The sequence below is a fragment of the Lactococcus sp. S64 genome, assembly GCF_016516525.1.
Classification (GTDB): Bacteria; Bacillota; Bacilli; order Lactobacillales; family Streptococcaceae; genus Lactococcus; species Lactococcus lactis.
In genome coordinates this window covers 295,020-318,823 of record NZ_JACVUQ010000002.1, presented here as the reverse complement: position 1 = coordinate 318,823, position 23,804 = coordinate 295,020, and the positions used below count along the sequence as shown (strand labels likewise).

25 protein-coding genes and 1 pseudogene are annotated in these 23,804 nt (G+C 32.3%); 18 read left to right on the top strand and 8 right to left on the bottom strand.

Annotated features, from left to right (window positions below; all coding sequences use genetic code 11):
- Positions 1 to 184 precede the first annotated feature (184 nt).
- Positions 185 to 994 carry an ABC transporter substrate-binding protein gene (locus tag IAE51_RS03925; protein ID WP_010905441.1) on the top strand — a complete coding sequence of 270 codons (810 nt, stop codon included), beginning with the start codon at positions 185 to 187 and terminating at the stop codon, positions 992 to 994.
- Positions 995 to 1,008: 14 nt separating this feature from the next.
- On the top strand, positions 1,009 to 2,127 hold the full coding sequence (locus IAE51_RS03920; RefSeq protein WP_012897289.1) for a M20 family metallopeptidase: 1,119 nt from the start codon (positions 1,009 to 1,011) through the stop codon (positions 2,125 to 2,127).
- Between the two features lie 67 nt (positions 2,128 to 2,194).
- Here the strand turns inward: IAE51_RS03920 and fabZ are convergent, their stop codons facing one another.
- On the bottom strand, positions 2,195 to 2,650 hold the full coding sequence (gene fabZ, locus IAE51_RS03915) for a 3-hydroxyacyl-ACP dehydratase FabZ (protein ID WP_003130498.1): 456 nt from the start codon (positions 2,648 to 2,650) through the stop codon (positions 2,195 to 2,197).
- A 275-nt stretch (positions 2,651 to 2,925) separates the two neighbouring features.
- Here fabZ and fabI point away from each other — a divergent pair, with 275 nt between their 5' ends.
- The 4 genes from fabI to IAE51_RS03895 all read left to right on the top strand — a co-directional run bounded on the left by fabI (position 2,926) and on the right by IAE51_RS03895 (position 5,958).
- The gene (fabI, locus tag IAE51_RS03910; RefSeq protein ID WP_012897290.1) at positions 2,926 to 3,678 is read left to right on the top strand and encodes an enoyl-ACP reductase FabI; all 753 of its coding nucleotides are present in this window, start codon (positions 2,926 to 2,928) and stop codon (positions 3,676 to 3,678) included.
- A gap of 261 nt (positions 3,679 to 3,939) precedes the next feature.
- Positions 3,940 to 4,347: a hypothetical protein gene (locus IAE51_RS03905; protein ID WP_003130500.1), complete on the top strand. Its 408-nt coding sequence runs from the start codon at positions 3,940 to 3,942 to the stop codon at positions 4,345 to 4,347.
- Positions 4,348 to 4,415: 68 nt separating this feature from the next.
- Entirely contained in the window at positions 4,416 to 5,057 is a 642-nt protein-coding gene (locus tag IAE51_RS03900; protein WP_200094787.1) for an ATP-binding cassette domain-containing protein, read from the top strand.
- Positions 5,038 to 5,958 (top strand): ABC transporter permease, encoded by a 921-nt coding sequence (locus IAE51_RS03895; protein ID WP_003130505.1) that lies wholly within the window; start codon positions 5,038 to 5,040, stop codon positions 5,956 to 5,958. The genes IAE51_RS03900 and IAE51_RS03895 overlap by 20 nt, the downstream gene beginning before the upstream one ends.
- Positions 5,959 to 6,084: 126 nt before the next feature.
- Here the strand turns inward: IAE51_RS03895 and yidC are convergent, their stop codons facing one another.
- The 6 genes from yidC to IAE51_RS03865 form a co-directional block, all read right to left on the bottom strand.
- Positions 6,085 to 7,047, bottom strand: coding sequence for a membrane protein insertase YidC (gene yidC, locus IAE51_RS03890; RefSeq protein ID WP_003130506.1), 963 nt, complete (start codon positions 7,045 to 7,047; stop codon positions 6,085 to 6,087).
- Positions 7,048 to 7,221: 174 nt separating this feature from the next.
- Entirely contained in the window at positions 7,222 to 7,980 is a 759-nt protein-coding gene (locus IAE51_RS03885) for an HAD-IIB family hydrolase (RefSeq protein WP_003130508.1), read from the bottom strand.
- A gap of 95 nt (positions 7,981 to 8,075) precedes the next feature.
- Complete coding sequence (locus tag IAE51_RS03880; RefSeq protein ID WP_109990671.1) at positions 8,076 to 8,666, bottom strand: ECF transporter S component; 591 nt, start codon at positions 8,664 to 8,666, stop codon at positions 8,076 to 8,078.
- Between the two features lie 16 nt (positions 8,667 to 8,682).
- Positions 8,683 to 9,219 carry a phosphopantothenoylcysteine decarboxylase gene (coaC, locus tag IAE51_RS03875; protein WP_017864177.1) on the bottom strand — a complete coding sequence of 179 codons (537 nt, stop codon included), beginning with the start codon at positions 9,217 to 9,219 and terminating at the stop codon, positions 8,683 to 8,685.
- Positions 9,212 to 9,907, bottom strand: a complete 696-nt coding sequence (locus IAE51_RS03870; protein ID WP_012897293.1) for a phosphopantothenate--cysteine ligase — start codon at positions 9,905 to 9,907, stop codon at positions 9,212 to 9,214. Before IAE51_RS03870 ends, coaC begins: the two co-directional genes overlap by 8 nt.
- Positions 9,908 to 10,052: 145 nt before the next feature.
- Entirely contained in the window at positions 10,053 to 10,238 is a 186-nt protein-coding gene (locus tag IAE51_RS03865; RefSeq protein ID WP_003130513.1) for a 2-hydroxymuconate tautomerase, read from the bottom strand.
- 197 nt (positions 10,239 to 10,435) lie between these two features.
- On the opposite strand from IAE51_RS03865, the gene IAE51_RS03860 reads away from it, so the two are divergent.
- From IAE51_RS03860 to IAE51_RS03810, 11 genes and pseudogenes are all read left to right on the top strand, one after another.
- Entirely contained in the window at positions 10,436 to 12,763 is a 2,328-nt protein-coding gene (locus IAE51_RS03860; RefSeq protein ID WP_017864178.1) for a cation-translocating P-type ATPase, read from the top strand.
- Positions 12,764 to 12,775: 12 nt separating this feature from the next.
- The gene (locus IAE51_RS03855; RefSeq protein ID WP_012897295.1) at positions 12,776 to 13,219 is read left to right on the top strand and encodes a GNAT family N-acetyltransferase; all 444 of its coding nucleotides are present in this window, start codon (positions 12,776 to 12,778) and stop codon (positions 13,217 to 13,219) included.
- Between the two features lie 106 nt (positions 13,220 to 13,325).
- The gene (locus IAE51_RS03850; RefSeq protein ID WP_017864179.1) at positions 13,326 to 14,351 is read left to right on the top strand and encodes a YdcF family protein; all 1,026 of its coding nucleotides are present in this window, start codon (positions 13,326 to 13,328) and stop codon (positions 14,349 to 14,351) included.
- 149 nt (positions 14,352 to 14,500) lie between these two features.
- Entirely contained in the window at positions 14,501 to 15,094 is a 594-nt protein-coding gene (locus IAE51_RS03845) for a lipoprotein BA_5634 family protein (protein ID WP_010905446.1), read from the top strand.
- Between the two features lie 197 nt (positions 15,095 to 15,291).
- Complete coding sequence (locus IAE51_RS03840) at positions 15,292 to 15,774, top strand: TspO/MBR family protein (RefSeq protein ID WP_003130518.1); 483 nt, start codon at positions 15,292 to 15,294, stop codon at positions 15,772 to 15,774.
- A gap of 118 nt (positions 15,775 to 15,892) precedes the next feature.
- Positions 15,893 to 16,294, top strand: a complete 402-nt coding sequence (locus IAE51_RS03835; protein WP_003130519.1) for a DUF2177 family protein — start codon at positions 15,893 to 15,895, stop codon at positions 16,292 to 16,294.
- 3 nt (positions 16,295 to 16,297) lie between these two features.
- Positions 16,298 to 18,093 (top strand): annotated as a pseudogene (locus tag IAE51_RS03830) (DAK2 domain-containing protein).
- Positions 18,090 to 18,863, top strand: coding sequence for a DUF1295 domain-containing protein (locus IAE51_RS03825; protein ID WP_010905448.1), 774 nt, complete (start codon positions 18,090 to 18,092; stop codon positions 18,861 to 18,863). The pseudogene IAE51_RS03830 and the gene IAE51_RS03825 overlap by 4 nt, the downstream one beginning before the upstream one ends.
- A 146-nt stretch (positions 18,864 to 19,009) precedes the next feature.
- The gene (locus tag IAE51_RS03820; protein WP_010905449.1) at positions 19,010 to 19,372 is read left to right on the top strand and encodes a YxeA family protein; all 363 of its coding nucleotides are present in this window, start codon (positions 19,010 to 19,012) and stop codon (positions 19,370 to 19,372) included.
- A gap of 119 nt (positions 19,373 to 19,491) precedes the next feature.
- On the top strand, positions 19,492 to 19,860 hold the full coding sequence (locus IAE51_RS03815) for a glyoxalase/bleomycin resistance/dioxygenase family protein (RefSeq protein ID WP_021723158.1): 369 nt from the start codon (positions 19,492 to 19,494) through the stop codon (positions 19,858 to 19,860).
- A 227-nt stretch (positions 19,861 to 20,087) separates the two neighbouring features.
- Positions 20,088 to 20,372, top strand: a complete 285-nt coding sequence (locus IAE51_RS03810) for a putative quinol monooxygenase (RefSeq protein ID WP_003130528.1) — start codon at positions 20,088 to 20,090, stop codon at positions 20,370 to 20,372.
- A 548-nt stretch (positions 20,373 to 20,920) separates the two neighbouring features.
- Here IAE51_RS03810 and IAE51_RS03805 read toward each other — a convergent pair.
- Positions 20,921 to 21,841, bottom strand: a complete 921-nt coding sequence (locus IAE51_RS03805; RefSeq protein WP_038599443.1) for an Rgg/GadR/MutR family transcriptional regulator — start codon at positions 21,839 to 21,841, stop codon at positions 20,921 to 20,923.
- Between the two features lie 366 nt (positions 21,842 to 22,207).
- Here IAE51_RS03805 and lysS point away from each other — a divergent pair, with 366 nt between their 5' ends.
- Positions 22,208 to 23,704, top strand: a complete 1,497-nt coding sequence (gene lysS, locus IAE51_RS03800; protein ID WP_017864184.1) for a lysine--tRNA ligase — start codon at positions 22,208 to 22,210, stop codon at positions 23,702 to 23,704.
- Positions 23,705 to 23,804: the final 100 nt, after the last annotated feature.

Sequence of the window (23,804 nt, the reverse complement as noted above, 5' to 3'; positions counted from 1 at the left end):
TAAAAATTCACTCATTGAGTGAATTTTTATTTTGTCTCAAGTATAAAAGTACAGTTTTTATCTAAAAATCTTTGTTTATTAAATAATTATAATATAAATATGCAAAAATTCTTGACAAAATAATTTTAAAATGTATAATTATACTTATTCTATTTATAAAAGAGGTTTAAGGATGAACAAGAAGATGAAAAAATTAGCATTGGGAATGGTCGGTTTGGCCGCAGTAGCAACATTAGCAGCTTGTGGAAATGGAAAATCGGCTACTAATCAAGTGGATAAAGTAAAAAAAGCCGGCGTATTGAAAGTTGCTTTATCTCCAGATTATCCACCCTTTGAATTCCAAATTATTAAAGATGGTAAGAATACAGTCGTGGGTTCTGATGTTGATTTGGCCAATGCTATTGGTAAAAAACTAGGGGTTAAAGTGAAAATTGAAAGCATGGACTTTAACAATGTTTTAGCTAGTTTAAATACAGGAAAAGCAGATATTGCGATTTCGGGCATTTCAAAAGAACCTAGTCGTGAAAAATCTGTCAATTTCTCAGATGTATATTATACAGCAAGTAATTATTTAGTTGTGAAAAAATCTGATTTAAGTAAATATCGTTCAGTAGATGATTTCAAAGGTAAAAAAGTAGCGGCACAAAAAGGGTCAACTCAAGAAGGCATTGTAACCAGTCAATTCAAAGGAGCAACAGAGATTGCCTTGCCACAAATTGGCGATGAAATCAATGAAGTCAAAGGGGGACAAGTACAAGGAGCCGTGATTGAAAACCTTATTGCTAAGAGTTATGTCGCAGCTAATTCAGATTTAGCGATTGCTAATGTGGACGTAAAAACGCCAAAAGATAGTTATGGTTCAGCGGTTGCACTTCCTAAAGGTTCAGATGAATTAACAAAGGTTGTCAATTCTGTCATTAAAGAAGAATTGAAGAACGGACAAATTAATAAAGATATTCAAAAGAACTACACGCTTTCTGAAAATAATAAATAGTTTGGTGGAAATTTATGGAAAAAGCTGTAGACTTATTAAAAAGTTTGGTTAATATTCCGTCAAGTTCAGGAAATGAAGAAGAGATTTTAATATTTCTTGAAAAATGGTTTATTGAGAAGCAATTTGATTTTGTTATTCGCAAAGAAACTTTTGTCGCCGGACAAATTAAAGCAAAAGGTAAAAAAGAACAAAAAAAAGAAGCCATTATCTTAACTGGGCATGTTGATACTGTCGTTTCAGGTCATTTAGCTGACTGGAAATTTTCGCCTACCGATGCAAGAGTAGAAGAGGGAAAACTCTTTGGACTTGGTGCGAGTGATATGAAAGGTGGCGATGTTGGAAATTTACTTGCTGCTGCAAGTTTTATTGGTAAAGATTTAAGTCAAGATATTTGGGTCGTGGGGACGGCTAACGAAGAACTTGATGGTAAGGGTTCAGAAGATTTTGCTCGTTATTTTAGTGAAAATTGGAGCTATGACTCAGCTTGTTGCATTATTGCAGAACCAACTGATTTAGAGAAGATTTATATTGGGCAACGTGGAAATCATTTTATGAAGCTACATTTTTCTGGGAAGGCTGGTCATGCTTCGGTACAAGAACATTTTCAGCAAAGCGCTTTAGGGGCGGTTACTTATTTTCTAGAAAATATTGAGCAAATCGTTGAAGACTTGAAAATTTACAAAAATAGTCAGCTTGGTCTGCCAACTTTTGTAGTGACATCAATTCTCTCTGGGGATGAAAATTCTCCTAATAAAACAGCCGACTTCGCTGAACTTGTGGTTGACTGTCGTTTAACTCCTGAATTGGAAGAGGTATTTGAGCAAGTCATGAGTGAGTTAGCTGTGCAGTATCATTTTACTTATGAAGATATTGTGACACCTGTTTTATCAACTTTGACCGATAATCAAGCTCCATTCATTCAGTTACTGACAGACTTATCTGGCGCGAAAACAACGGCGGCTTCGGGTTCTAATGATCAAGGATTTTTTGAAAATGTTGGGATTAGAACGGTTGTTTTTGGACCAGGACAGCATGAACAATGCCACATTGCAAATGAATCTATTATTCTTGAAAAGTTGGAAGAACATATTGAAATTTTACAATCCTTTATTAAAAAAATGCAGGAGAGTTAAGATATTTACTGACAAATCCTGTATATAATAAAAAAATTTACTGACAAAGACCGTCAGTAAATTTTTTTTAGTTTGTTTGTTCAGCTGCTTCATCAACGATGAAAGTGAACTGACAAGTGGTTACTTTTTTACCATCAACATAAGCTGCGGCATCAGCAGTTCCTACTTTTCCACGGAATTTTGTAATTTCAAATTCAAGTTTCATTACATCACCAGGAGTGACTTTTTGACGGAATTTTGCTTTATCAATTCCACCAATATAAGCCATTTTTCCTTGAAATTCTTCTTTTTTGAGAATCAAAATTGAACCAGCTTGAGCGAGTGATTCAAGAATCAAAACACCAGGGAAAGTTGGATTACCAGGGAAATGTCCATTAAAAACTTCTTCGTTAATCGTTACATTTTTCGTTGCAACAATTTTATTTTCAGAAATTTCATCAACGTAGTCAATAAACATGATAGGATAGCGGTTCGGAATAACTTCCATCACTTCTGTAGCAGTCATAGCGTATTTTTTAGTCATTTTTTATTCCTTTTCTTATTAAAAATTAATGAAAAGCCCGAGTAATCAGGGAAAAAGAGCCATCACTCTAACTTGACAGTTCAACATTTTTAAGTTAAAATTTTATGTATCAAGTATTTTGATATACAAAACCTTTTACAATTAATATTATCAATTTCTTGTGAGAGTGTCAACTTTTTTATATGACTTGTAAAGGTAAAGTGATTAAATTTATTTTTTTTTATTTGCTAGTCGCTTAAACCTGATTATTTTAAAGAAAAGGACTTATTTTATTTATGTTTTTAGAAGGTAAAAAAATTGTTATCATGGGTGTTGCTAACAATAAATCTATTGCTTGGGGCTGTGCTAAAGCAATGAAAGATCAAGGTGCAACATTAATTTATACTTACCAAAATGAACGAATGGAAAAACAATTAGCTAAATTGGCTGAACCAGAAGATTTGCTCATTGAATGTGATGTAACTTCTGATGAATCTATTCGCCGTGCTTTTGGTACAATTGAGGCACGTGTCGGTAAAATTGACGGACTTGTTCATGCCATTGCTTACTCTAAAAAAGAAGAGCTTGGTGGGAATGTTACAGATATCTCTCGCGATGGTTATGCCCTTGCTCAAGATATTTCAGCTTACAGCTTGCTTGCTGTTGCTAAAGCAGCAAAACCATTGCTTAAAAAAGGTTCTGGTATCGTAACTTTGACTTACATGGGTTCAGTTCGTGCCATTCCTAACTACAATGTTATGGGAATTGCTAAAGCAGCTCTTGAATCTACAGTTCGTTATCTTGCTGCTGAAATGGCACATGTAGGTGTTCATGTGAACGGAATTTCTGCAGGAGCAATTAAAACACTTGCGGTTTCTGGAGTTTCAGGTTACAAAGATTTGATTAAAGAATCTGACAGCCGTACAGCTGATGGTGTTGGTGTAACAATTGATGAAGTGGGTCAAACTGCCGCTTTCCTTGTTAGCCCACTTGCCTCAGGTGTCATTGGTGATATCGTTTATGTTGATAAAGGTGTTCATTTAACATAAGAATAAAGAGAAAAATACTGATTATTTTTATCGAGATTGATAAAAATAATCAGTATTTTTTTGACCTCAAGTAATACAAAAGAAACTTAATGTTAACAAAAAATAGATTGAAGTAAATCATTTAAAGCGCTATCATTGTTTTAACGAATGATTGTTATTATCCAGAATATTTTTGAATATAGTGGATTATCTCTTGCTTTTGTAGAAAAATTGGATTAAAGAAGAAATGTCAATTTAATTATTTAATATGGAGGTATAAATATGAAACTCATGAAGAAAACTCTTGTAACTCTCGCAGTCACCCTGGGAATATCAGGTGCTCTAAGTCCGGCTGTAAATGCGGCAACTAAAACAACTAATGCTTCTATTTCTGTTTTAAATATTATCACAATGGCGGATCGTGTCTATTTTCAGTATAATGGAAAAGCGATTAGTACAGCTACAGCTTTTCAGAGTGCTCATAGCTTTACTCCGACAAACTGGGTCACTCAAAATGGAATTTCACTTATTAATAAAAATGGTTCTTGGGGACGAATTTATCAAGGAAAATATACTGTGGGCTCAGGGATAAATGCTGGAAAATTTGGACATGTGGGAGTTAGTTTTAATAAGTATATACGGACAACTATTCTTGGAAATGGTCAATGGACCTATTCTACATTTAATTGATAATATTAGTGAAAATATGTACATGATTAAAATTTAGTTGTGTACATATTTTTTATAAAGGAGAATAAATGGAAATTGACATTCAAAATTTATCTTTTAATTTCAAAACACAAAATATTTTTGAGAATACAACGGTTTCTTTCGCAGAGGGTAAAATCTCGTTTATTATGGCACCAAACGGTAGAGGGAAGACAACACTATTGAAACTTATTTTAGGAAGTCTGCATGCGAGCCAAGGCCTTATAAATAATTCAGCTAAAAATAATGATACATATGTCCTATTTGATAATTTAGAACTCTATAAAAATCTAACTGGAATGGACAATATTCTTTTTTTTACAAATTTTAGATATTCTAAATTGACAATTGAAAAGAGAGCTCAACGGTATCTTTCAGAAGAAAGACTGTCAAAACGGGTATCAACCTATTCTCTTGGTGAAGGGAAAAGATTATCATTGATTATATGGAACTTATTAGAACCTTCTTTAACGATGATGGATGAAGTGACAAATGGATTGGATTATGAGAGTTTAAATATTCTTAAGGAAGACCTTATCAGGTCAAAAAACGAGAAAATTATTTTATTAACAGGTCATCAATTTGAGTTTTATGAAGAGATTATTGATGATTTATATGTGATAAAAAATAAAAAAATTTTAAAGGTGGATAAAGGAGGTTTGAAAAAAATTTATGAAAGTAACTTTAATTAAAGAACTTTTCTATCTTACCAAATCCAAAATTTATCTAGTAATTTCTGGAATAATAATCGGTTTATTGATTTTAGGCACATTCCAAGCAAGCCTTAATTTAAAAGGAGCTGAGAGTCTTTTTGTGGAGGACAAACAATCAGATATTAATTTTCAAAAAAATATTCATAAAGATTATTCTATTTCTAATAATGGCAATCAATCTATACTTAATAATGCCACTCGCTATGATTATGAGCAATTAAATCAAGCCAACCAAGCAATCAGTTTTGTGGGATTTCCACAATTCATATTTAAATCTTATGGTATGACAATTATTTCTTTACTTGCTGGTTTCTTTGGAGTACTTGTTGCAAACTATGATTATAAATTTGGAACCTTCAAAAGGAGACTTGGGCAACAGAGTTGGAAGATAATTTTATTAGGAAAATCTGTTGGATTAGTTGTATCATTAATTGTAATGTATTTGCTTATTTTTAGTTTGGCAGCTTGTTCTGGTGAAATTTTACACTTATTCTTTAAGTCTGAAAATGCTGGAGAATATGGGCAATCATTGTATCCACTTATTAATTCAGATAGTTTTTATTTACTATTTTTTAGCTTTATGATTGGATTAGCATTAGCAATGATGTGTTTTGCGTTAACTTTAGCCAGTAAACGAGCAAACCTGATAGGGAGTGCTTTTATGATTTATTTATTTATCTTACCAAATACTGGTTGCTTCGATTGGAGTAATATGACATTAAATATTTTTGCACCATTTGGTAACCATTTAGGTGTGCCACCTCTTTCAATGACCCAAATCTCTCCTTTATTTATTTTAGTGCTATTTGTGACTTATCTTTTAATTATTCTTACTGGAGGAATGTTGATATTTTTTAAGCATACACGCTATAATATATAAGAAAAGTTACTGACAGAACTCTCATTTTAATCTGAACAAGAAATTATTGATTCAATAAATAAAAAAATCACTGACAGAAATTCTATCAGTGACTTTTTATTTTTTTTAATATCTTGTCAGTAAAAATTACTTACGATTTTGTTTACCAGCATTTCGTCCGCCAGATTTACGTTCCTTTTCATTGCGCTCACTTGTGATTTCTTTGAAATTTTCTTGAACAGAAGTAGGTGTAACATCTTTTAGGCCTTCATTATTGATTTTTGGAGGATTTTTTGTAAATTCTTCATCAATACGACGGCGCATTCTTGGTTTCATGATGAAGGTAATGATGATTTGTTGGATAACAATAACAAAACCACCAACTGCCCAGTAAAGTGCTACTCCAGCAGGTGACATGAATGAGAAAACAACAATCATTGCCGGACTCATAATCAACATTGCCATTCCTGATTTCTTTTGTTCAGGGGTCATTGACAAAGTTGAAATCCAGGTTTGGATGAAGTAAAGCACCCCAGAGATAATAACCAAGACCACACTTGGATGTCCTAAAGGAATCCCATAAAATGTTGAACTTGAAATTCCCGTTGTATAGGCTGCAGCATTATAAAGAGCGATAAAGAAAGGCCATTGAATCAACATTGGTAAGCAACCAATTGATGAAAGCATGTTAATTCCATTATCTTTTTGGGCTGCCATCAATGCTTGTTGAGCTGCCATTTTTTCTTCAGGAGTTTGTGCTTTTTTGAGTCGTTCTTGCAAAGGAGCAAATACAGGAGCAAGATAAGCCATTTTTTCTTGCATATAAGTTGATTTGTAGGCTTGATTCAAACCTAAAGGCAAGATGAGAAAACGGATAATCAGAGTAACAAAAATAATTCCCCAACCATAACCCATGTGCAAGTTATTAGCGAATAAGTCAACAAAAGCAGACATTGGACGAACCAAAAAATTATAGGTAATTCCATGAGTAGCTGCTTCGGTTGGAACGCGGACTCCATCAACAACGTGTGTTTGAACACAGCCAGATAGGAATAACAATCCGGCTGTCATTAAACCAGTCAATGTTAATTTCTTTTTCAAATTTTTCAATATAAGTTCACCTTCTATAAATTAAACATACTCATCTATTTTACCTAAAATTCAGATGAATTTCAATAGGACTAAAGGATGAAAAGCCATTCTGTAGTTTAAAATCTTCAATAATATTTTCTGTCAGCAAAAGAAAAAAGCTGTCAGTAGTGACAGCTTTTTATCAGTGGAAAATTAAGCTTCTTCCATCGCAATAATTGCTTTTAGAATAGCTGCAGTTTCTTTCCAGTCACGAACAGTGATTGTTTCAATTCCCATTTGAACAACAGGGTAATCATTTCCGCCAGGTTGAGTCATGTCACCAAAGTAAAGAATTTCTTCTTTAGTAACATTAAGTTCTTCCATCAAATGATTCATCCCAAATTCTTTATTTTGACCTGGAACAAAACCGTTAATAGTTGTTGTTCCAGCAACTTCAAATTCAAATTCTGGAGCATATTGGCTAGCCAATTTAGCAATTTCATTACGTTTTGTCATGTCTGGGTCCCAAGCTTGTTTAGCTTCAACACCAGCTTTTTGACCGATTGCTGAGTAAGCAATCATCGATTCACGATTTTCATTAATTTCATCACCAGGGGCAAGAACAGATTCATCCCAATGTCCAAGCTCTTTAGCAGCTTTTTCAAGTGCACCCATAATTGCGTTAGCTTGTTCATCAGTTAAAGCGTAATTGAAGACCTGTTTCCATTCGCCATCTTTGTGAGCATAATATTGAGTCCCTTGGGCAACAAACAAATGGAAATTATCCAGATTTGCAGATTCAGGCAAATTATTAATAATTTGAATCAAAAATTGATCATATTTTTGACCAGAAATTGGTGCAATGATATATTTTTGAGACAAAGTAGCCAACAATTCAGCCATCTCAGGGAAAATCGGCATTTTTGGTTCATTGAGTGTGTTGTCAATGTCGAAACTTAATATTTTTTTCATAAGTTTTCTCCTATTTTTTTCTTATCAACGCTTACATTATAACATTTTTTTAATAAAAAAAACAATCTAATAAAAATAGATTGTTTTTTTTTCAATTATGAATTGCCTCTTGCTTTACTTAAAGCAGGGACAATTGCCATTGTTAAAATCACAGCGATGATCACTTCTGCAATAGAATTTCCTGTGATAATTGAAGCAAGCAAAGCTCCGAAGGTTTGTTTGGTTACATCATGAAAGAAGAGGAAGATGAAACTTAAAACCAAAAGTGTATTAGTTGCTGTTCCAACAAAAGCGGCTAAACCAGCTCCAAAACGATTTTGTGCCAAACGATAAACGAGGGCAGGAAGAATTCCGACTAGAATACGCGGAACGATGGCAATAACTAATGCCCAGATAGACCCATGATTTGTTCCAGGAACAGGCTGTAAGGGACTAAACATAAAGCTAGAAGGTAGGGTTACGATTGTTGAATTAATAACACTAATCAATCCCATCACTAGACCCAGAAATGCTCCTTTACGAACTCCAAGAACAATTGAACCAATGATTACTGGAATATGGAGCAAAGTTGGAACGATTGGTAAAGGCCAAACGCTATAGATAATTTGACTCAAAAGTTGGACAACGACCATAATTGCAATAAAAATGGACAAGATTGCCACATCAGACGCTTTTGATTTTTTCATAAATACCTCATTTATTTTATAAAGAATTTTTTAAATCCGATAGAATATCAGGTAAGTCGGCGAGTGCTCCCTCACCAAAATCTCCACAAGCGAGCAAAGATTTTTTCGGTTGAATCATATTATAATCTATTTTCTTAAGAATCTCAATGTTTTTTTGCGTCAAAGGATGTTGATACATTTTAGTATTCATTGCAGGGGCAAAATATTTTGGTACAGAAGGTTCAAGAGCAAGGGCTACAGAAGTGATAATATCATCAGCTCGGCCTTGCGCCAAACGGCTAATTGTATCAGCAGTTGCAGGTGCAACAAGGAAAAGCTCAGTATTTTTAGCTAAATCAATATGATTAACCAATTCAGGACGTTCTTCGTCCATAATATCCAAGTGAACCTTATTTTTGGACAAAACTTGTAGAGTTAAAGGAGTGATGAACTGAGTAGCGCTTTTTGTCATTAAAACTGTCACATCATGTCCCTCTTTTGTCAGTAAAGAAGTTAAATCTGCTGCTTTGTAAGCTGCAATTGAACCTGTTACCGCAAGTGTAATTTTAGTCATTTTTTAATTCCTCCGAGGTTTTTAAAAGTCTGTCAGCAATTTCAGCCTTTGTTTTTAAAGTAATTTCATGATTTTTACTGACCAAAAATGCTTGATGGTCATTTCCATGAATATTTTCTAAATCATTCGCTAAAATAAAATCAGCATGATTTGTCAGTAATTTTTCTCTGGCTACAGAAAGAAGCTCAGATTTTTCTACACCAACCAATAATTTAAAACCAAAAAGTAAAACATTTGGATTCCATTCTTTAATATAAGAAATAATTTTTGGTGTTTTTTCTAGGAGCATGATTTGATAATCAGATTTTGAAGAAATTTTCCCAACTTTTTCAGGACGAAAATTTAAAAGCTCCTCTTTAGAAAACTTGTCAGTAAAATTTTCAAGACCTGTCATATAAATAGGACGATAATCACTGACAGCCATACTATGGATAACAACATCCATGTCAGGGACTAAGTTTTTCATCTGTTCATAAAGGTCATGAGTTCCTTCAATCGGAATATAGGTCAGTCTGTCAGTAAATTCAGGAAGTTTAGCCTGAAGTCCAGCTAATAAATAGACTTCATGACCAGCATTTAAAAATTTTTCAGCAGTCACTTTTCCGAGACTTCCTGTTGCAAAATTACTGATGCCACGAACGTTGTCAATAGGTTCCGTTGTTCCACCAGAAGTAATCAAAACTTTCATTTTTCACCAGTTTCTTTTAGAGTTGCTTTCATTTTATCCTAATAAAAATATTTTTTCAAGAGAAGTTTATTTACTAAAAATTTACTGACAGCTTAAATAAAAAAGCCATCAATTACTGACAGCTTTGATTGGCTCAAATGAAAACTTATTTCTTCTTTTTCATTTCTCCGCCTTGATAGAGCATTCCTTCTGGAAGGTCATTAAAGATGACATGAATTGCTGAAGTAGGTGCTCCAGCATGTTTAGAAATTGATTCAGTAATTTCTTTAGCAATTATAGCTTTTTGCTCAACTGTACGACCTTCAAAAAGTTCAACATGGACATATGGCATAATAAATTCTCTTTTCTATATGATTATGAGCATATTTTATCATATTTAAATAGAAAAAAGTTTAACGAATCAAAAATAACATTTTTACCGTTTGCAGGACTTCTCAGAACTATGTTAAGATAGAACAAAGCATTCTTAAAAATACTATATAATTGAAATCAAAAATTGAAATTGAGAAGAAATAGAGAGTAAAAAATATGTCTTTAAAAGGATTAACAAGTTTTGAGGTTGAAGAACGGATTCGCCAAGGGAAGATAAATAAAAATATAGATGAGACGGATCGTCCTGTTTGGGAAATTGTAAAACGAAATACTTTTACATTTTTCAACTTAATATTTGCAGTCATTGCGATTCTAATCAGTTTAGTTCAAGCATGGAATCAGCTTATTTTCCTTCCAATAATTGTCATTAATACAATTGTCGGAATTTATCAAGAAATCAAAGCCAAACGATATTTGGACCAAATGACTCTCCTGCACGCTCCGCAATCCACAGTGATAAGGAATGGTCAACAAGAAAAAATTGCTTCAGATGATTTGGTTGAAGAAGATATTATTATTCTGAAAACAGGAAATCAAATTGTCGCTGACGCTCGCATTGTCGAAGGAAGTATTTTTGTCAATGAATCACTTTTGACAGGTGAAGCTGACGAAATTGAAAAAAATGTTGATGACAAACTTCTGTCAGGAAGTTTTGTTGTGTCAGGAGAAGCCAAAGTCATTTTGGAAAAAGTCGGAAAAGATTCCTACATTTCCAAATTAACAGAACAAGCCAAATTAGTTGACCATGGTGAAGACTCTGAGATGTTACGGGCCCTCAATAAATTATTAAAGTGGGTCAGCTTTATTATTCTTCCGATAGCAGTCATTTTATTTACCCAAAATTACTTTGTCAATCATAATACACTTCAAACCAGTGTTGTAGCAATGGTGGCAGCGGTTATTGGAATGATTCCAGAGGGGTTGTATCTTTTAACAACCATTGCCTTAACCCTCAGTAGTGTAAAATTGGCTCGTAATCAAGTGCTATTGCACAATATGAAAAGTATTGAGTCCTTAGCGCGTGTAGACGTTCTATGTGTTGATAAAACAGGAACAATCACAGAACCCAGAATGTCAGTTGAGCAAGTATTTGTTAGCCCAAGTAGTAACATAAGCGAAGCGAAATTTATGTCTCTTTTATCTGACTACATCTCAGCAAATACTGATGACAATGATACCATGAAGGCAATTCGAGAGTTTATGCTTGCAAAAGGTGACCTTCAAAATCAAATGACCGGCGTTAAAAAAATTATTCCATTTTCATCAAAAGTAAAATATAGTGCTGTTTGTTTTGAAAATGAAAGTTATCTTTTAGGAGCACCAGAAATTGTTTTAGGAAAAACTTATGAAAAAATTAGCTCTGAAATCAATCATCTCTTAGAAGAAGGCTTTCGTGTCCTAGTTTTAGCGGGAACAAAAGAAAAAATTTATGACCAACTTAATTTGGGGGCTTACGCACTTGGCTACGTTGTGTTAGCCAATCCCATCAGAGAAAATGCTAAATCGACCTTTAACTACTTTGCAGAGCAAGGAGTCAATATCAAAGTTATTTCAGGTGATAACCCTCAAACCGTGTCGGCAGTTGCGAAAAGAGCAGGAATTACTGGAGCTGAACGTTTCATTGATGCAAATTTATTGAAAACGAAAGAAGATTTAGACCAAGCGGTTGAATCATATACCGTTTTTGGACGTGTGACACCTGACCAAAAACGCCGTCTCGTTCAAGCCCTTAAACGTAAAGATCATACTGTCGCAATGACCGGAGATGGTGTTAATGATATTTTAGCCATGAAAAGTGCTGATTGTAGCATTGCCATGGCTTCCGGAAGTGATGCCGCGACCCAAGTTGCACAAGTTGTCTTATTAGATTCAGATTTTGGGCATATGACACAAGTAGTCACAGAAGGACGTCGAGTCGTCAATAACGTCCAACGTTCAGCCATTCTTTTCCTTGTAAAAAATCTCTTTTCAATCATCTTGGCAATTATCTCAGCAATCTTTGTCTTCACCTATCCCTTACAAGCTTCACAACTTTCACTTATCAGTTTATTCACCATTGGGATTCCGGGATTCTTACTCTCTTTAGAAGAAAATGACAAACGAATTGAAAAAGATTTTATTAAAAATGTTATCTTAAAAGCATTACCAGCCAGCTTGACTGAAATTACGGCCGTTTTAGGAGTCGTTATTGCTGGAGCTGCCTTCAAATTGACGGCATCAGAAATTTCAACTTCAGCAGTTATCTTACTAGCTGTTGTTGGATTTATGATTTTAACTAAAATCAGTGCACCACTCAACCGTTTTAAAATGGGAATTATCATTTTTAATATTGTTGGGATAATTATCTCAGGTTTCATGTTCAATTCCCTCTTCTCTATCAGCAAAATTTCTTTGGATAGTTTTGTTCTGGTTGCCTTACTCTCACTATTTTCAGAATCACTATTTAGAAATTTTGATTCACTATTAAAAAAGTTTTTCAAATAAGAAAGGATTAAAATGAAAGAAATAAATAAAGATATGAGAAATAAAGAACTCATAGAAGAATTGATAAGTTTATGGGAAAATTCAGTTAAAGAAACACATTCTTTTCTGTCAGTTAAAGAAATTGAAGATATAAAACAATATGTCCCACAAGCTCTTAAAGCTATCGAACATTTAATTGTGGAATTTGACGATAATGAAAAACCAATTGCTTTTATGGGAATTGTTGGTGAGAAACTTGAAATGTTGTTTATTAGCCCTAATCACATGAAAAAAGGACTCGGTAGAAAGTTGCTTGAAGAAGCAATAAAAAACTATTCGGTAAATGAACTTGTAGTGAATGAGCAAAATCCGCAAGCCAAAGGATTTTATGAGCATTTAGGCTTTAAAGTTTATAAAAGAAATCCAATTGACGAACAAGGAAATCAATATCCAATTCTTTTTATGCATTTGGGTTAATAATCAAAAATCTCACATTTGAACAGTGGGATTTTTTTAATACACGTGAAGAGATTAGGATAGAAGGCTATGTTATAATAGAATAGATTAAACCCAAGGAGTTTGAATGGCTTTTTTAATAATTTCCCTGATTATCATGCTAATTGGCCTGCTAAGATTAAAAATCAATAAACGAAGTATAATAGGAGGAATTTTTTTAGCCTCAGGTTTGATATTGAGCCTAGCCTCTCTGTTTTTTGAATTATTATACCTTATTTATCTTTATCTTCCGTCGGGTGATTTTGCAACCTTGATCATTGCTTATGGAATCCTTCCCTTAATATTTTTATTGGTCTGTGGATATTTCATTTTTAACTCAAAAACAATGAGAACTAAAGAAGGTAAAAGTGCCACTGCAAAATTATCTGCTCTATTTGGCTTAAATTTGCTTATTGCCTTTCCAGCACTCTTTATGTTATTCACATTTTCAACAAAAACAATACCACAAATAATCTGGTACATTCTTCTTTATATTTTACTTATTGATATAATTCTCTGTTTTTTGTTTGCAGCCTATATTTTATATTCATGGATGAGCCAAATGATTCCTTTACAAAAAAAGATAGATTATATTATCATTTTGGGTTCAGGTGTTAGAAGTGAAGAAGTTCCACCCTTGTTAAAGAGTCGATTGGACAAAGGAATTGAATATTACCAGAAAAATCCTACAGCCAAATTTGTTGTTAGTGGCGGACAGGGGGCGGATGAGCCTGTATCAGAAGCCTTCGCCATGCGAAAATACCTCCACTCACAAAACATTCCTAATCATCAAATTCTTTTTGAAGATAAATCCACCACTACTTATGAGAACATGTTATTTTCTAAAAGGATAATTAATGAGGATTGGTCAGATAAAGAAATGCCCCCTTCAATCATTTTTTCAACCAATAATTATCATGTTCTCAGAGGAAGTTTATATGCGCAAAGAGTAAAATTAAAAGCCCAAGGAGTAGGGGCACCCACAGCACTTTATTTCTTACCTACGGCCTTAATTCGTGAATATATCGCATTACTTCTACATAGAAAAATTATTCTTTTTAGTGTATTGGGAGGTGTCTTACTATTCATCATTATTTCCCTTCTTCCTATTTAAAAAAGTTAGCAAACCTCAAGAAAGAATCTCTTTCTTGAGGTTTTTAGTACTCATTTTTTCATTACAAAAATGTAAGAAGGAGGCATCGGACTTGATGTTAGAATGAAAGAGTAGCTAAATTGTAAAAAGAAAAAAAGGAAAGATATAGAATGAAGAAAATACTAATAGCGCTAATTATCATAGTACCAATTGCCATTACCGGATTTCTCGGTTATGACTTTTTCAAAAAAAATTTTGCTCATGTTCACGGTATAATCATGTATAGTGATAATAAGGATGAAGCAGATACTATATTAGAGAATAATAAAAAATATATTGATAAAAGTTTAACTGTAGAAGGTAAATACAGTTCAAAATCAGATGTCTTAGTCTTGAATACTCAAGCTGCTAATAAATTAATAAATGAAAAAGTTTTTAATAACGTAACCAAAAAAGGAGACAAGTTTAAATTTAAGACAGTAGAAAACTTATCAGCCGAGCCAGCTTTGTGGACAGGAAAGGAAGATAAAACAATAACTGATGATAAAGGACAGTCAGTGAAACCTAAAAGTACAAAATATATTGTTCTAGGAGAATACAGTGCTACTTCTAAGCTATTGATTCTTAATGATGAAGATTATCAAAAATTTGATGCAAAAGCTAAATTTGTAAGTGTAATAAAAGAAAAACGAGATGCTGATAAAGTCCTTAAAAGCTACATTACGAGTGGTTCAATTCCCTCACAGATATTCCCTTACAAATAATAAAAACTACTAAAAATAACTCTTATAAAATGTTACTGGAAATTTTTCCAGTGACATTTTTATTTTTTAACAAATTAAAGATGATTATACTAAGTTATAAAGTTATCAAGCGAATAAGACAGCTTGACTCACTATTTATGTAATAATATAAGTATAGTAATCAAAAGAACTCATGTATATTAAAAGGGAGAGAAATTATGACTAGTAAAAAACTAAAAGCATTGGGACAACTAATATTATTTATTGTAGGAATTGAACTAATTGGTGGCCTATCTGGCCTCTTGGCGGGGGATATTAAGGGGATTTATAATAATCTTAAACTCCCACCCCTAGCTCCACCAGACTATCTTTTTGGGATTGTTTGGCCTGTATTATATGCTCTTATCGCCATTTCCGCCTATTTGATTTTTTATAAGCTGAAAACTCAAAGAAGTGAGGGACAAAATGCTTTATTCTATTTTGGAATACAACTTATCTTAAACTTTATTTGGAGTATTATTTTTTTCAAAGGCTATTTTTGGTTAGGAGTTATTATTATTCTCTTACTAGATTTTATTGTTTATCTCTGCATCATTAAATTTTCAAAAATTAATAAGTGGTCTGCATTCCTTCTAATTCCTTATTTTATTTGGATTATTTTCGCAACATATTTGAGTATATCAGTTGCTATCTTGAACTAAATAATTTGAGGAGAATCTGATGGTTTGGGCAATAAATAATGATTATATAACATAAAAATTTTGATATTTATAAGTATATACATCTGTAAAACTGAAAGCTATAGATTGGAGAAGAATAATGAATTTTATTAAACCCTTTATTATAAGTGGAGTAATTTTTTTAATTTTAGATATTTGCTGGCTCTTTTTTGCAAATAAAAAAATCTATCAGCCAAATATTGGTAACTTGATGGGAGATTTTAAAGTTATTCCGGCCATTATCTTCTATATTATTTATCTAGGAGCACTAACATTTTTTGTATTAATGCCCGGACTTGAAAAAAATAGTATAACTTACGTCTTACTGAGTGGTGCTCTACTAGGATTAGTATGTTATTCTACATACGATTTAACAAATTTGGCATCAATTAAAGACTGGTCACTAATGGTAACAATAATTGATATTATTTGGGGGACTTTTGTAAGCTCTTTGAGTGCAAGTCTTTCATTTCTTGTGATTACAAAGTTTATGGAAGGATAAAGAATGGAAAAGGTAAAATCTGAAGACCGTCTACTAGAAAGTATCATAGCAGGAGCGCAAAAGGTTATTAACGGAAAGGATGAACTAAACAAAATAAATGTATTTCCAGTTGCCGATGGGGATACAGGGAGTAATTTAGCATCTTTAATGCAAACCATTATTGATAATTTATCTAATAATAATTATTCAACGAACCTTTTATTTGATGAAGTAGCTTCGGCAGCACTCATTGGGGCTCGGGGAAATTCTGGAATTATTTTTGCCCAGTACTTAAATGCCGTTTCAGATTATTATAGTGTATATGAAACTAACTTAGAGATACTTGTTTTAGCTTTCAACAGAGCAGTAAAGAGCGCCTATGATTCTTTGATTGAGCCCAAAGAAGGAACGATTTTATCAGTTATGAAAAGATGGGCAGAAGTATTACTGATTACTTTTAAAGAAAGTACATCTTTTGAAAAAGCCTTGCTAGAAGCAAAAGGAGAAGCTTGGAAAGCTCTTAAGGAAACACAATTTCAGATGTCAATTTTAAAAAAGAATAAACTCGTTGACTCTGGAGCGAAGGGTTTTTACTACTTTATATCTGGTTTTACTGACGCTTACTGTGGAGAAAAGTAAGTAAGATACAAGAAGGACTTATCCCCAGCATAAAAGAATTAAATACAGAAGATATTAAAGAACACTTTATATCTGAAGCACCTAAAAATAGGTATTGTTCAGAATTTATTATCAAAGAACCCCTAAAACAAGAAAAGGACTTAAAAGAATCACTAAGGAAATGGGGAGATTCTTTAGTTATTGCTGGAAATAAAAAACAAATAAAGATTCATATCCATACTAACCATCCGGAAAATATATTAGCACTGTTAGAAAAAACAGGAACAATTATCTATCAAAAAGTTGATGATATGCAATTACAATATGAAATATCACAAAATAGAAAATCATCCATTGCTATTGTCACAGATTCTGTTGCCGATCTATCTGCTGATTTTATACTTGAAAATCAAATTTTTGTTTTACCTTTGAATGTTTCAGTAGGTGAGCAAGCCTTTTTAGATAAACTTACAATCAATCCTCAAATTTTTTCAGAAAAGTATAATAAAAATTTAAAAATGACAACTTCTCAACCAAGCATTCAATCTGTTGATTCACTTTTCTCCTTTTTAGAAGGAAAATATGAACATATCATCGTGATTTCAGTTTCTTCAAAACTAAGTGGCACTTATCAACTTCTCAACCAAAGAATTACAGCAAAGAAATCCTTAGAAAACCGAGTACATCTTATAGATTCCAAATTAAATTCAGTGGCTCAAGGACTACTAGTTAAACAAGTTGCCAAATTGATTAGTGAAGAGCGTTCTATTGAATCAGTACTTAATGAAACAGAAAAAATAACTGACCGGATATTTATTTATGTGGCAGTAGAAGATTTATCGCCAATGATAAATTCGGGAAGAATTCCAAAAATTTTGGGAGAAACCGCACAAAAACTTTCAATGCATCCAATTATTAGTCTTGATAAAGGAGGAAACGGAAAGCTGATTGGTGCTTCTTTTAGTCAAAATAAGAGTATGGATAAAATTTTGAAAAAAATTAACCTATTGTCAAAAGAAGGACAAATCGAAGAATTAGCTTTGACACATGTTTTATCCGAAGAATCAGCTTTAAAGATAAATGAACTATTGAAAGAAAAAACTACTAAAAACTGTGAAATTATAGACAGTTCAGCAGCAATTGGAATTTCTGCAGGGATTGGAAGTTTAGCAATTGCCGGACTATTAAAGGAGGTCAAATGAATTATATAGCCGTTTTGGTAACTTTATTACTTTATTTCATCTGTTGGTTTCTTATTGCGACATCTAAGAAAAATTACGGATTGATAGATATTGCTTGGGGCGGAGGATTTGTTCTTACAGCTGTGGTCTCTTATTTATTTTCTCCGAGAATTACGATTCAAAATAGCCTAATCTTAGTATTAGTCATATTATGGGGAGTACGTTTAGCAATTCATTTAGGAAGACGAAATTGGAATAAACCCGAGGATTATCGCTATACAAATATGCGTAAAAGGTGGGGCAATAATTTTCCAAAATTGAAAGCTTTTCTAACGGTATTTATGGTGCAATATCTTTTGTTAATCATTATTTCACTCCCAATTATTCAAGTCAATTCAAATGTTAATTCTCAATTTTATTGGTGGCAAATTTTAGGTATAATAATTTGGATATTTGGCTTTATCTTTGAAGTTTTTGGAGATCGTCAGTTAGAAGTCTTTAAAAAACTACCCCAAAATAAAGGAAAACTATTGACTAGTGGCCTGTGGTCACTAACACGACATCCTAATTATTTTGGCGAGTCAATGTGTTGGTGGGGAATATTCTTAATCTCTTTGACGACTTTATCAACGCTTTGGTTGGTTATTAGTCCACTATTGATTACTAGTCTCCTTTTATTTGTATCTGGTGTACCAATTCTTGAAAAAAAATATAAGAATCGTGAAGATTTTAAAGAATATGCAAAAACTACCCCGAAGTTTGTTCCTTTTATTGGTAAAAAGGGCTTGTAGACTAAGTTCTCAATCATAAAGGCCCATAATTTTAGTAATTTCCTTTTTATTCTTATATAAAACAACATTCGTATGCTTTCAAAATTGTAAGCTTATTAATCCAGCTCCTTGATATAATAAGGGTATAAAATAAAGGAGAATATATTGTGAAGAAAGTATTAGTAGGATTGTTAGCTATTATGGTTATGATAATCGCTTCTGGATATACATATTATAAAATGAATTATGGTGGGGAAAGTTACTATGTTCAAATATTAGTTAATGGTGAGCGGGAAGAGACGACTGCTGATGATCATACACCAATGGTAATTTATCACTACAAACTTGATTCTTTCAATTCAAAAGGAGATAAAAAGTTAGTAAAGTTTATGGCTAGTCATAATTTAAGAAACCAAGCCTATTTAGAACTGACTTATAACAAGCATAAAGGTGTAACAAACTGGAATGAGGTCCAAGAGAAAGAAATACCAAAACCTGCATTAAAAGAGCTACAAAGCTTAGAAAACTAATTTCTATTTTCCTTATCTAGATAAAGAATTTGTAAGCTAGGGAGCTAAAAGAAGTTAGTGGATAGATTAAATATTTTAGCGATATAATGATAGTGTTAAAGGAAAAAAGGAAAATAAATATGGCTTTTAATATCTGTGTAAATCTTTATGTAAAAGAAGTAGAAAAAGAAGTAGATTTTTTCAGGTCAATCGGTTTTTTAGAAATTGAAAGACATAAGATGGAAAACTCAGATTCAGTTGTAATTGCACCGCTATCAGATGGCAATGCTTTTTTACAAATTTGGGATATCGAGTTTATAAAAAAAGTCTCACCCGAAGTTGCGAATGATAAACCTTCATTACTATTCACAGTAGATAATATAGAAGAGATGAATGAAAAATTAAAGAAAATTACTCCTACAACAAGCGACTTGATGGATGCTAACGGGAAAAAAGCATTTAATTTCCAAAGCCCTTCGGGTAACTATTATGCTTTTATGGAAATTTAATCATATCTAATTTTATAATAGTACTTAAAAACTGTCATTAAAGGCAGTTCTTTTTATTTAAATGAAAAAATAAAGAAATCATATAAATTTTTATTCTGTGTAATCTAAAATATTTGCAAAAACAAGTAAAATATTTTATTATATGACTTATCAATCATTGACTCATCAAGTATTTATTTTCCAAAAATTGAAAAATAAACATTAATAAATAAAAAGGAATAAAAATTATGATTATTGTAAATGCTAAATTTTATATTAAAGAAGATAAAAAATCTCAATTCTTAAAAGAGATAGAAGGTCTGATTTCAGCTTCCAAAAAGGATGAAGGATGTCTGGAATACTCTCTTTATGAATCTACGGATAATCAGCTAGAATTTGTGATGATAGAAAATTGGGAATCACAGGAAGCGATCGAAAAACATAACACTAATCCCCTTTTGCTAGCATTCGCTAAGAACTTAAGCACTTATAGTTCAAAGAAACCAGTTCTACAAATTGCGGAAACAAAGTAAAAAATAATTAACAATATAAAAAGATAGAGCAAGAAAAATATTGCTCTATCTTTTTATATTATAGGGAAAGAAATTAGTGAAGAATCTTCTAAGGTTTAGAAGGTAAAACTGGGAAAGGAAAAGTAATCGCTCAACTATATTTTAGATATGGAAATATTACTGGATTCCTTTATAACAATGCATTATAGAAACTAAAATAAAATTTAGTGGGCAAAATTTAAAATACATAAAACAACAAGATACCATTGAAAAATGAGGATTGTCGCCATCCCTACAGTTACATAAAGGCTTAACTTATTCAAAACCTCACGTTTCAAATCTAAAGCAATAAGATTTATTTGTTCATATTAGTTTGAATACTAGGATATAAGAGGTTAAGAAGTTCTGTGATGGTCAAAAAAGGTTCACCAATAGATGTATAATTGGTCAGAATATCCGTAACTTCAATTTTATAATCCAAATATAGCTCATTTTATGTATAACTATTTGACGTTAGTCTACTCATTTTGGAAACTTTGGAATAGAGCTAACTACTTTGATAAAGTTTGTTAATTGTTCTTTGAGTTCTGATCTTTTATCCTGATTATTTCTTCGGCTATCCAATTTGAAGTATTAAAGCATTTACAGAATTCTAAGGCTTTTCGACAATCATTCATTACAGCAAGTGCACCTTCGTCGCCTATCTTATAATTATAGCGTGCAGTATTATAGACTAAAGTAAATTTTTCAAACATATAGTTATCGTTAATTTTAATGTTTTCAAGATATTTTATAAATTTTCTAGCTGGAGTGTATAACCCTGCATCTACAAAAATATTAATTATATTAAGAACAGTTTGAATTATAGCTTGCTTTACATAGGGAATGTTGATGGAATTTTGTGAAGGATTGATCATTCGATCGGATAGTTCTATAAGATGAATAAAATCTAAAAATTGTGCACATTGTCCCAAAATTGCTATATCATATTGTCCCCATTCTTTAAGATTATAAAGGTAGTTTTCTAAAAAAGTTATTTCACTTTTTGTAAGGAAATAAGATGAATCAACAAAAGAGAGAATAGATTTTGCACGAATATAATCAAGTCTGTATTTTTTGGTGGTTGAGATAGTTGAACTTATTTCTAATTTTTTATGCAATTCTTCAGTAATCATACGTAATTTTGATACGTTTTTCTCAGCAAAAGCATCTGCCATCTCTATGTTAAAAAGTAATAAATCTTTTTTTTGAAAATATTGATTTAAAGAATTTTGAAATTCAAACATATTTACATTTATATTTTGTAGAATATTAAGGAAATGATTTGTAGATATGACAGTTTTCCCATTCTCAAAATTTGAAAGATGTGTAACTGAAATCTCGTTACCAGCTGCTTCTAGTTGGGAAAAACCTTTTGATATTCGAAATTCTTTGAAAATAATTCCAATTGCAAGCTCTTCTTCAGAATATTTTTTTGTTTTTTTATCCATTTTTTAGACCTCTATTTTATATAGTTTATATTCTAAACATACTAAATAATTACAAAAAGTATCTTTAATTATAGCTTAATTTGATTTTTTAGCTAACTTTACACTTTATTTATACTTCAAATAATCACATATAAACATTTAACACCTTATATTAATACTATTATAAAATATAATAAGCGCTAATTCCAGTTCCAAAAAAATCAAAGTTTTAGATTCTTATATTTTATACTTAATTAGGGAATTATGAGGAGCTTTGCAACAGGATCTGAAAAGTGGTATTATTATAAAAAATTTTTTGAGTATGTTAGATCTAAAAAAGTACTATATAAAGAAAAAACATAAAGCAAGGAGCAAAGGAGATTTATAATGACAGTAAGCATCGAGTTGAATGACCAAATGAAAGTTAGGCGTGAAAAGATGGAAGAGTTGCGTGAAAAGGGGATTAGTCCTTTTGGGAAAAAGTTTATACGCACGACAGATTCAGGAGAGTTACATCAAAATTTCGACGCAGACAGTAAAGAAGATTTGGAAGCAAAAGCTTTAACAGCAATGATTGCTGGGCGTATGATGACCAAGCGTGGCAAAGGTAAAGTTGGCTTTGCCAACCTTCAAGACCGAGAGGGGCAAATCCAGATTTACGTGCGTAAAGATATTGTGGGTGAGGAAAATTACGATATTTTTAAAAAATCGGATTTGGGAGACATTCTAGGTGTTGAAGGCGACGTTATGAAAACTGACACTGGTGAAGTCACTGTTAAAGCTACTCGTTTAACGCATCTATCAAAAGCTTTGCGCCCACTTCCTGAAAAATGGCACGGCCTCACTGATACAGAAACTCGTTATCGTAAACGCTACTTAGATTTGATTTCTAATCATGAAAGTTTAGAACGCTTTAGGATGAGAAGCAATATTATCAGCTCAGTGAGAAAGTATTTGGATGATAGAGGATACCTCGAAGTAGAAACTCCAGTTTTGGAAAATCAAGCTGGCGGCGCTTCAGCAAAACCATTTACTACTCATCATAATGCTTTAGATATAGATATGACACTTCGAATTGCTACGGAGTTGCATTTGAAGAGGTTAATTGTTGGTGGAATGGAAAAAGTATATGAAATAGGAAGAGACTTTCGTAATGAGGGGATGGATAATACTCATAATCCTGAATTTACCATGTTAGAATGTTATGAAGCTTATTCTGATCTTAGAGATATTATGAATTTAACAGAAGGTATTTTTAAAAGTGCAGCATTATCCGTTGCTTCAAGTACAGTAGTTGAGATAGAGTTATCAGGAAAGAAAACCTCAATAGATTTATCTAAGAATTTTAAAAGATTACATATGGTTGATGCAATAAAAGAAAAAATAGGGATCGATTTTAGAAAACAGATGACCTTTGAAGAGGCAGTAAATATTGCTGTTAATCATGGTATTGAGGTACAAAGACATTTTACAATTGGGCATATCATTAATGAATTCTTTGAAAAATTTGTTGAGGAAACTTTGATTCAACCCACGTTTATTTTTGGCCACCCAAAAGAAATAACACCTCTTGCTAAAATGAGTAAAGAAGATCCAAGGTTTACTGAGAGATTCGAATTGTTTATCGGTGGGCATGAATATGCTAATGCATATTCTGAATTGAATGATCCGATAGATCAGTTAGAAAGATTTAAAAATCAAGCAAGAGATAAAGAATTAGGTGATGAAGAAGCGACTGGTATAGATTATGATTATGTAGAGGCTTTAGAGTATGGAATGCCCCCTACTGGAGGATTAGGGATTGGGATTGACCGACTTGTTATGCTCTTAACTAATACAACAACTATTAGAGATGTGCTCCTCTTTCCCACTATGAAGCCATAAAATGGTTCTATTTCGAAGTTTAAAACAGAGTAAGTTAGTCCGAAATTTGACTATGCTTTTATACCCAATTGAACTTAGATTTCCGTCGATATTTAAAAGT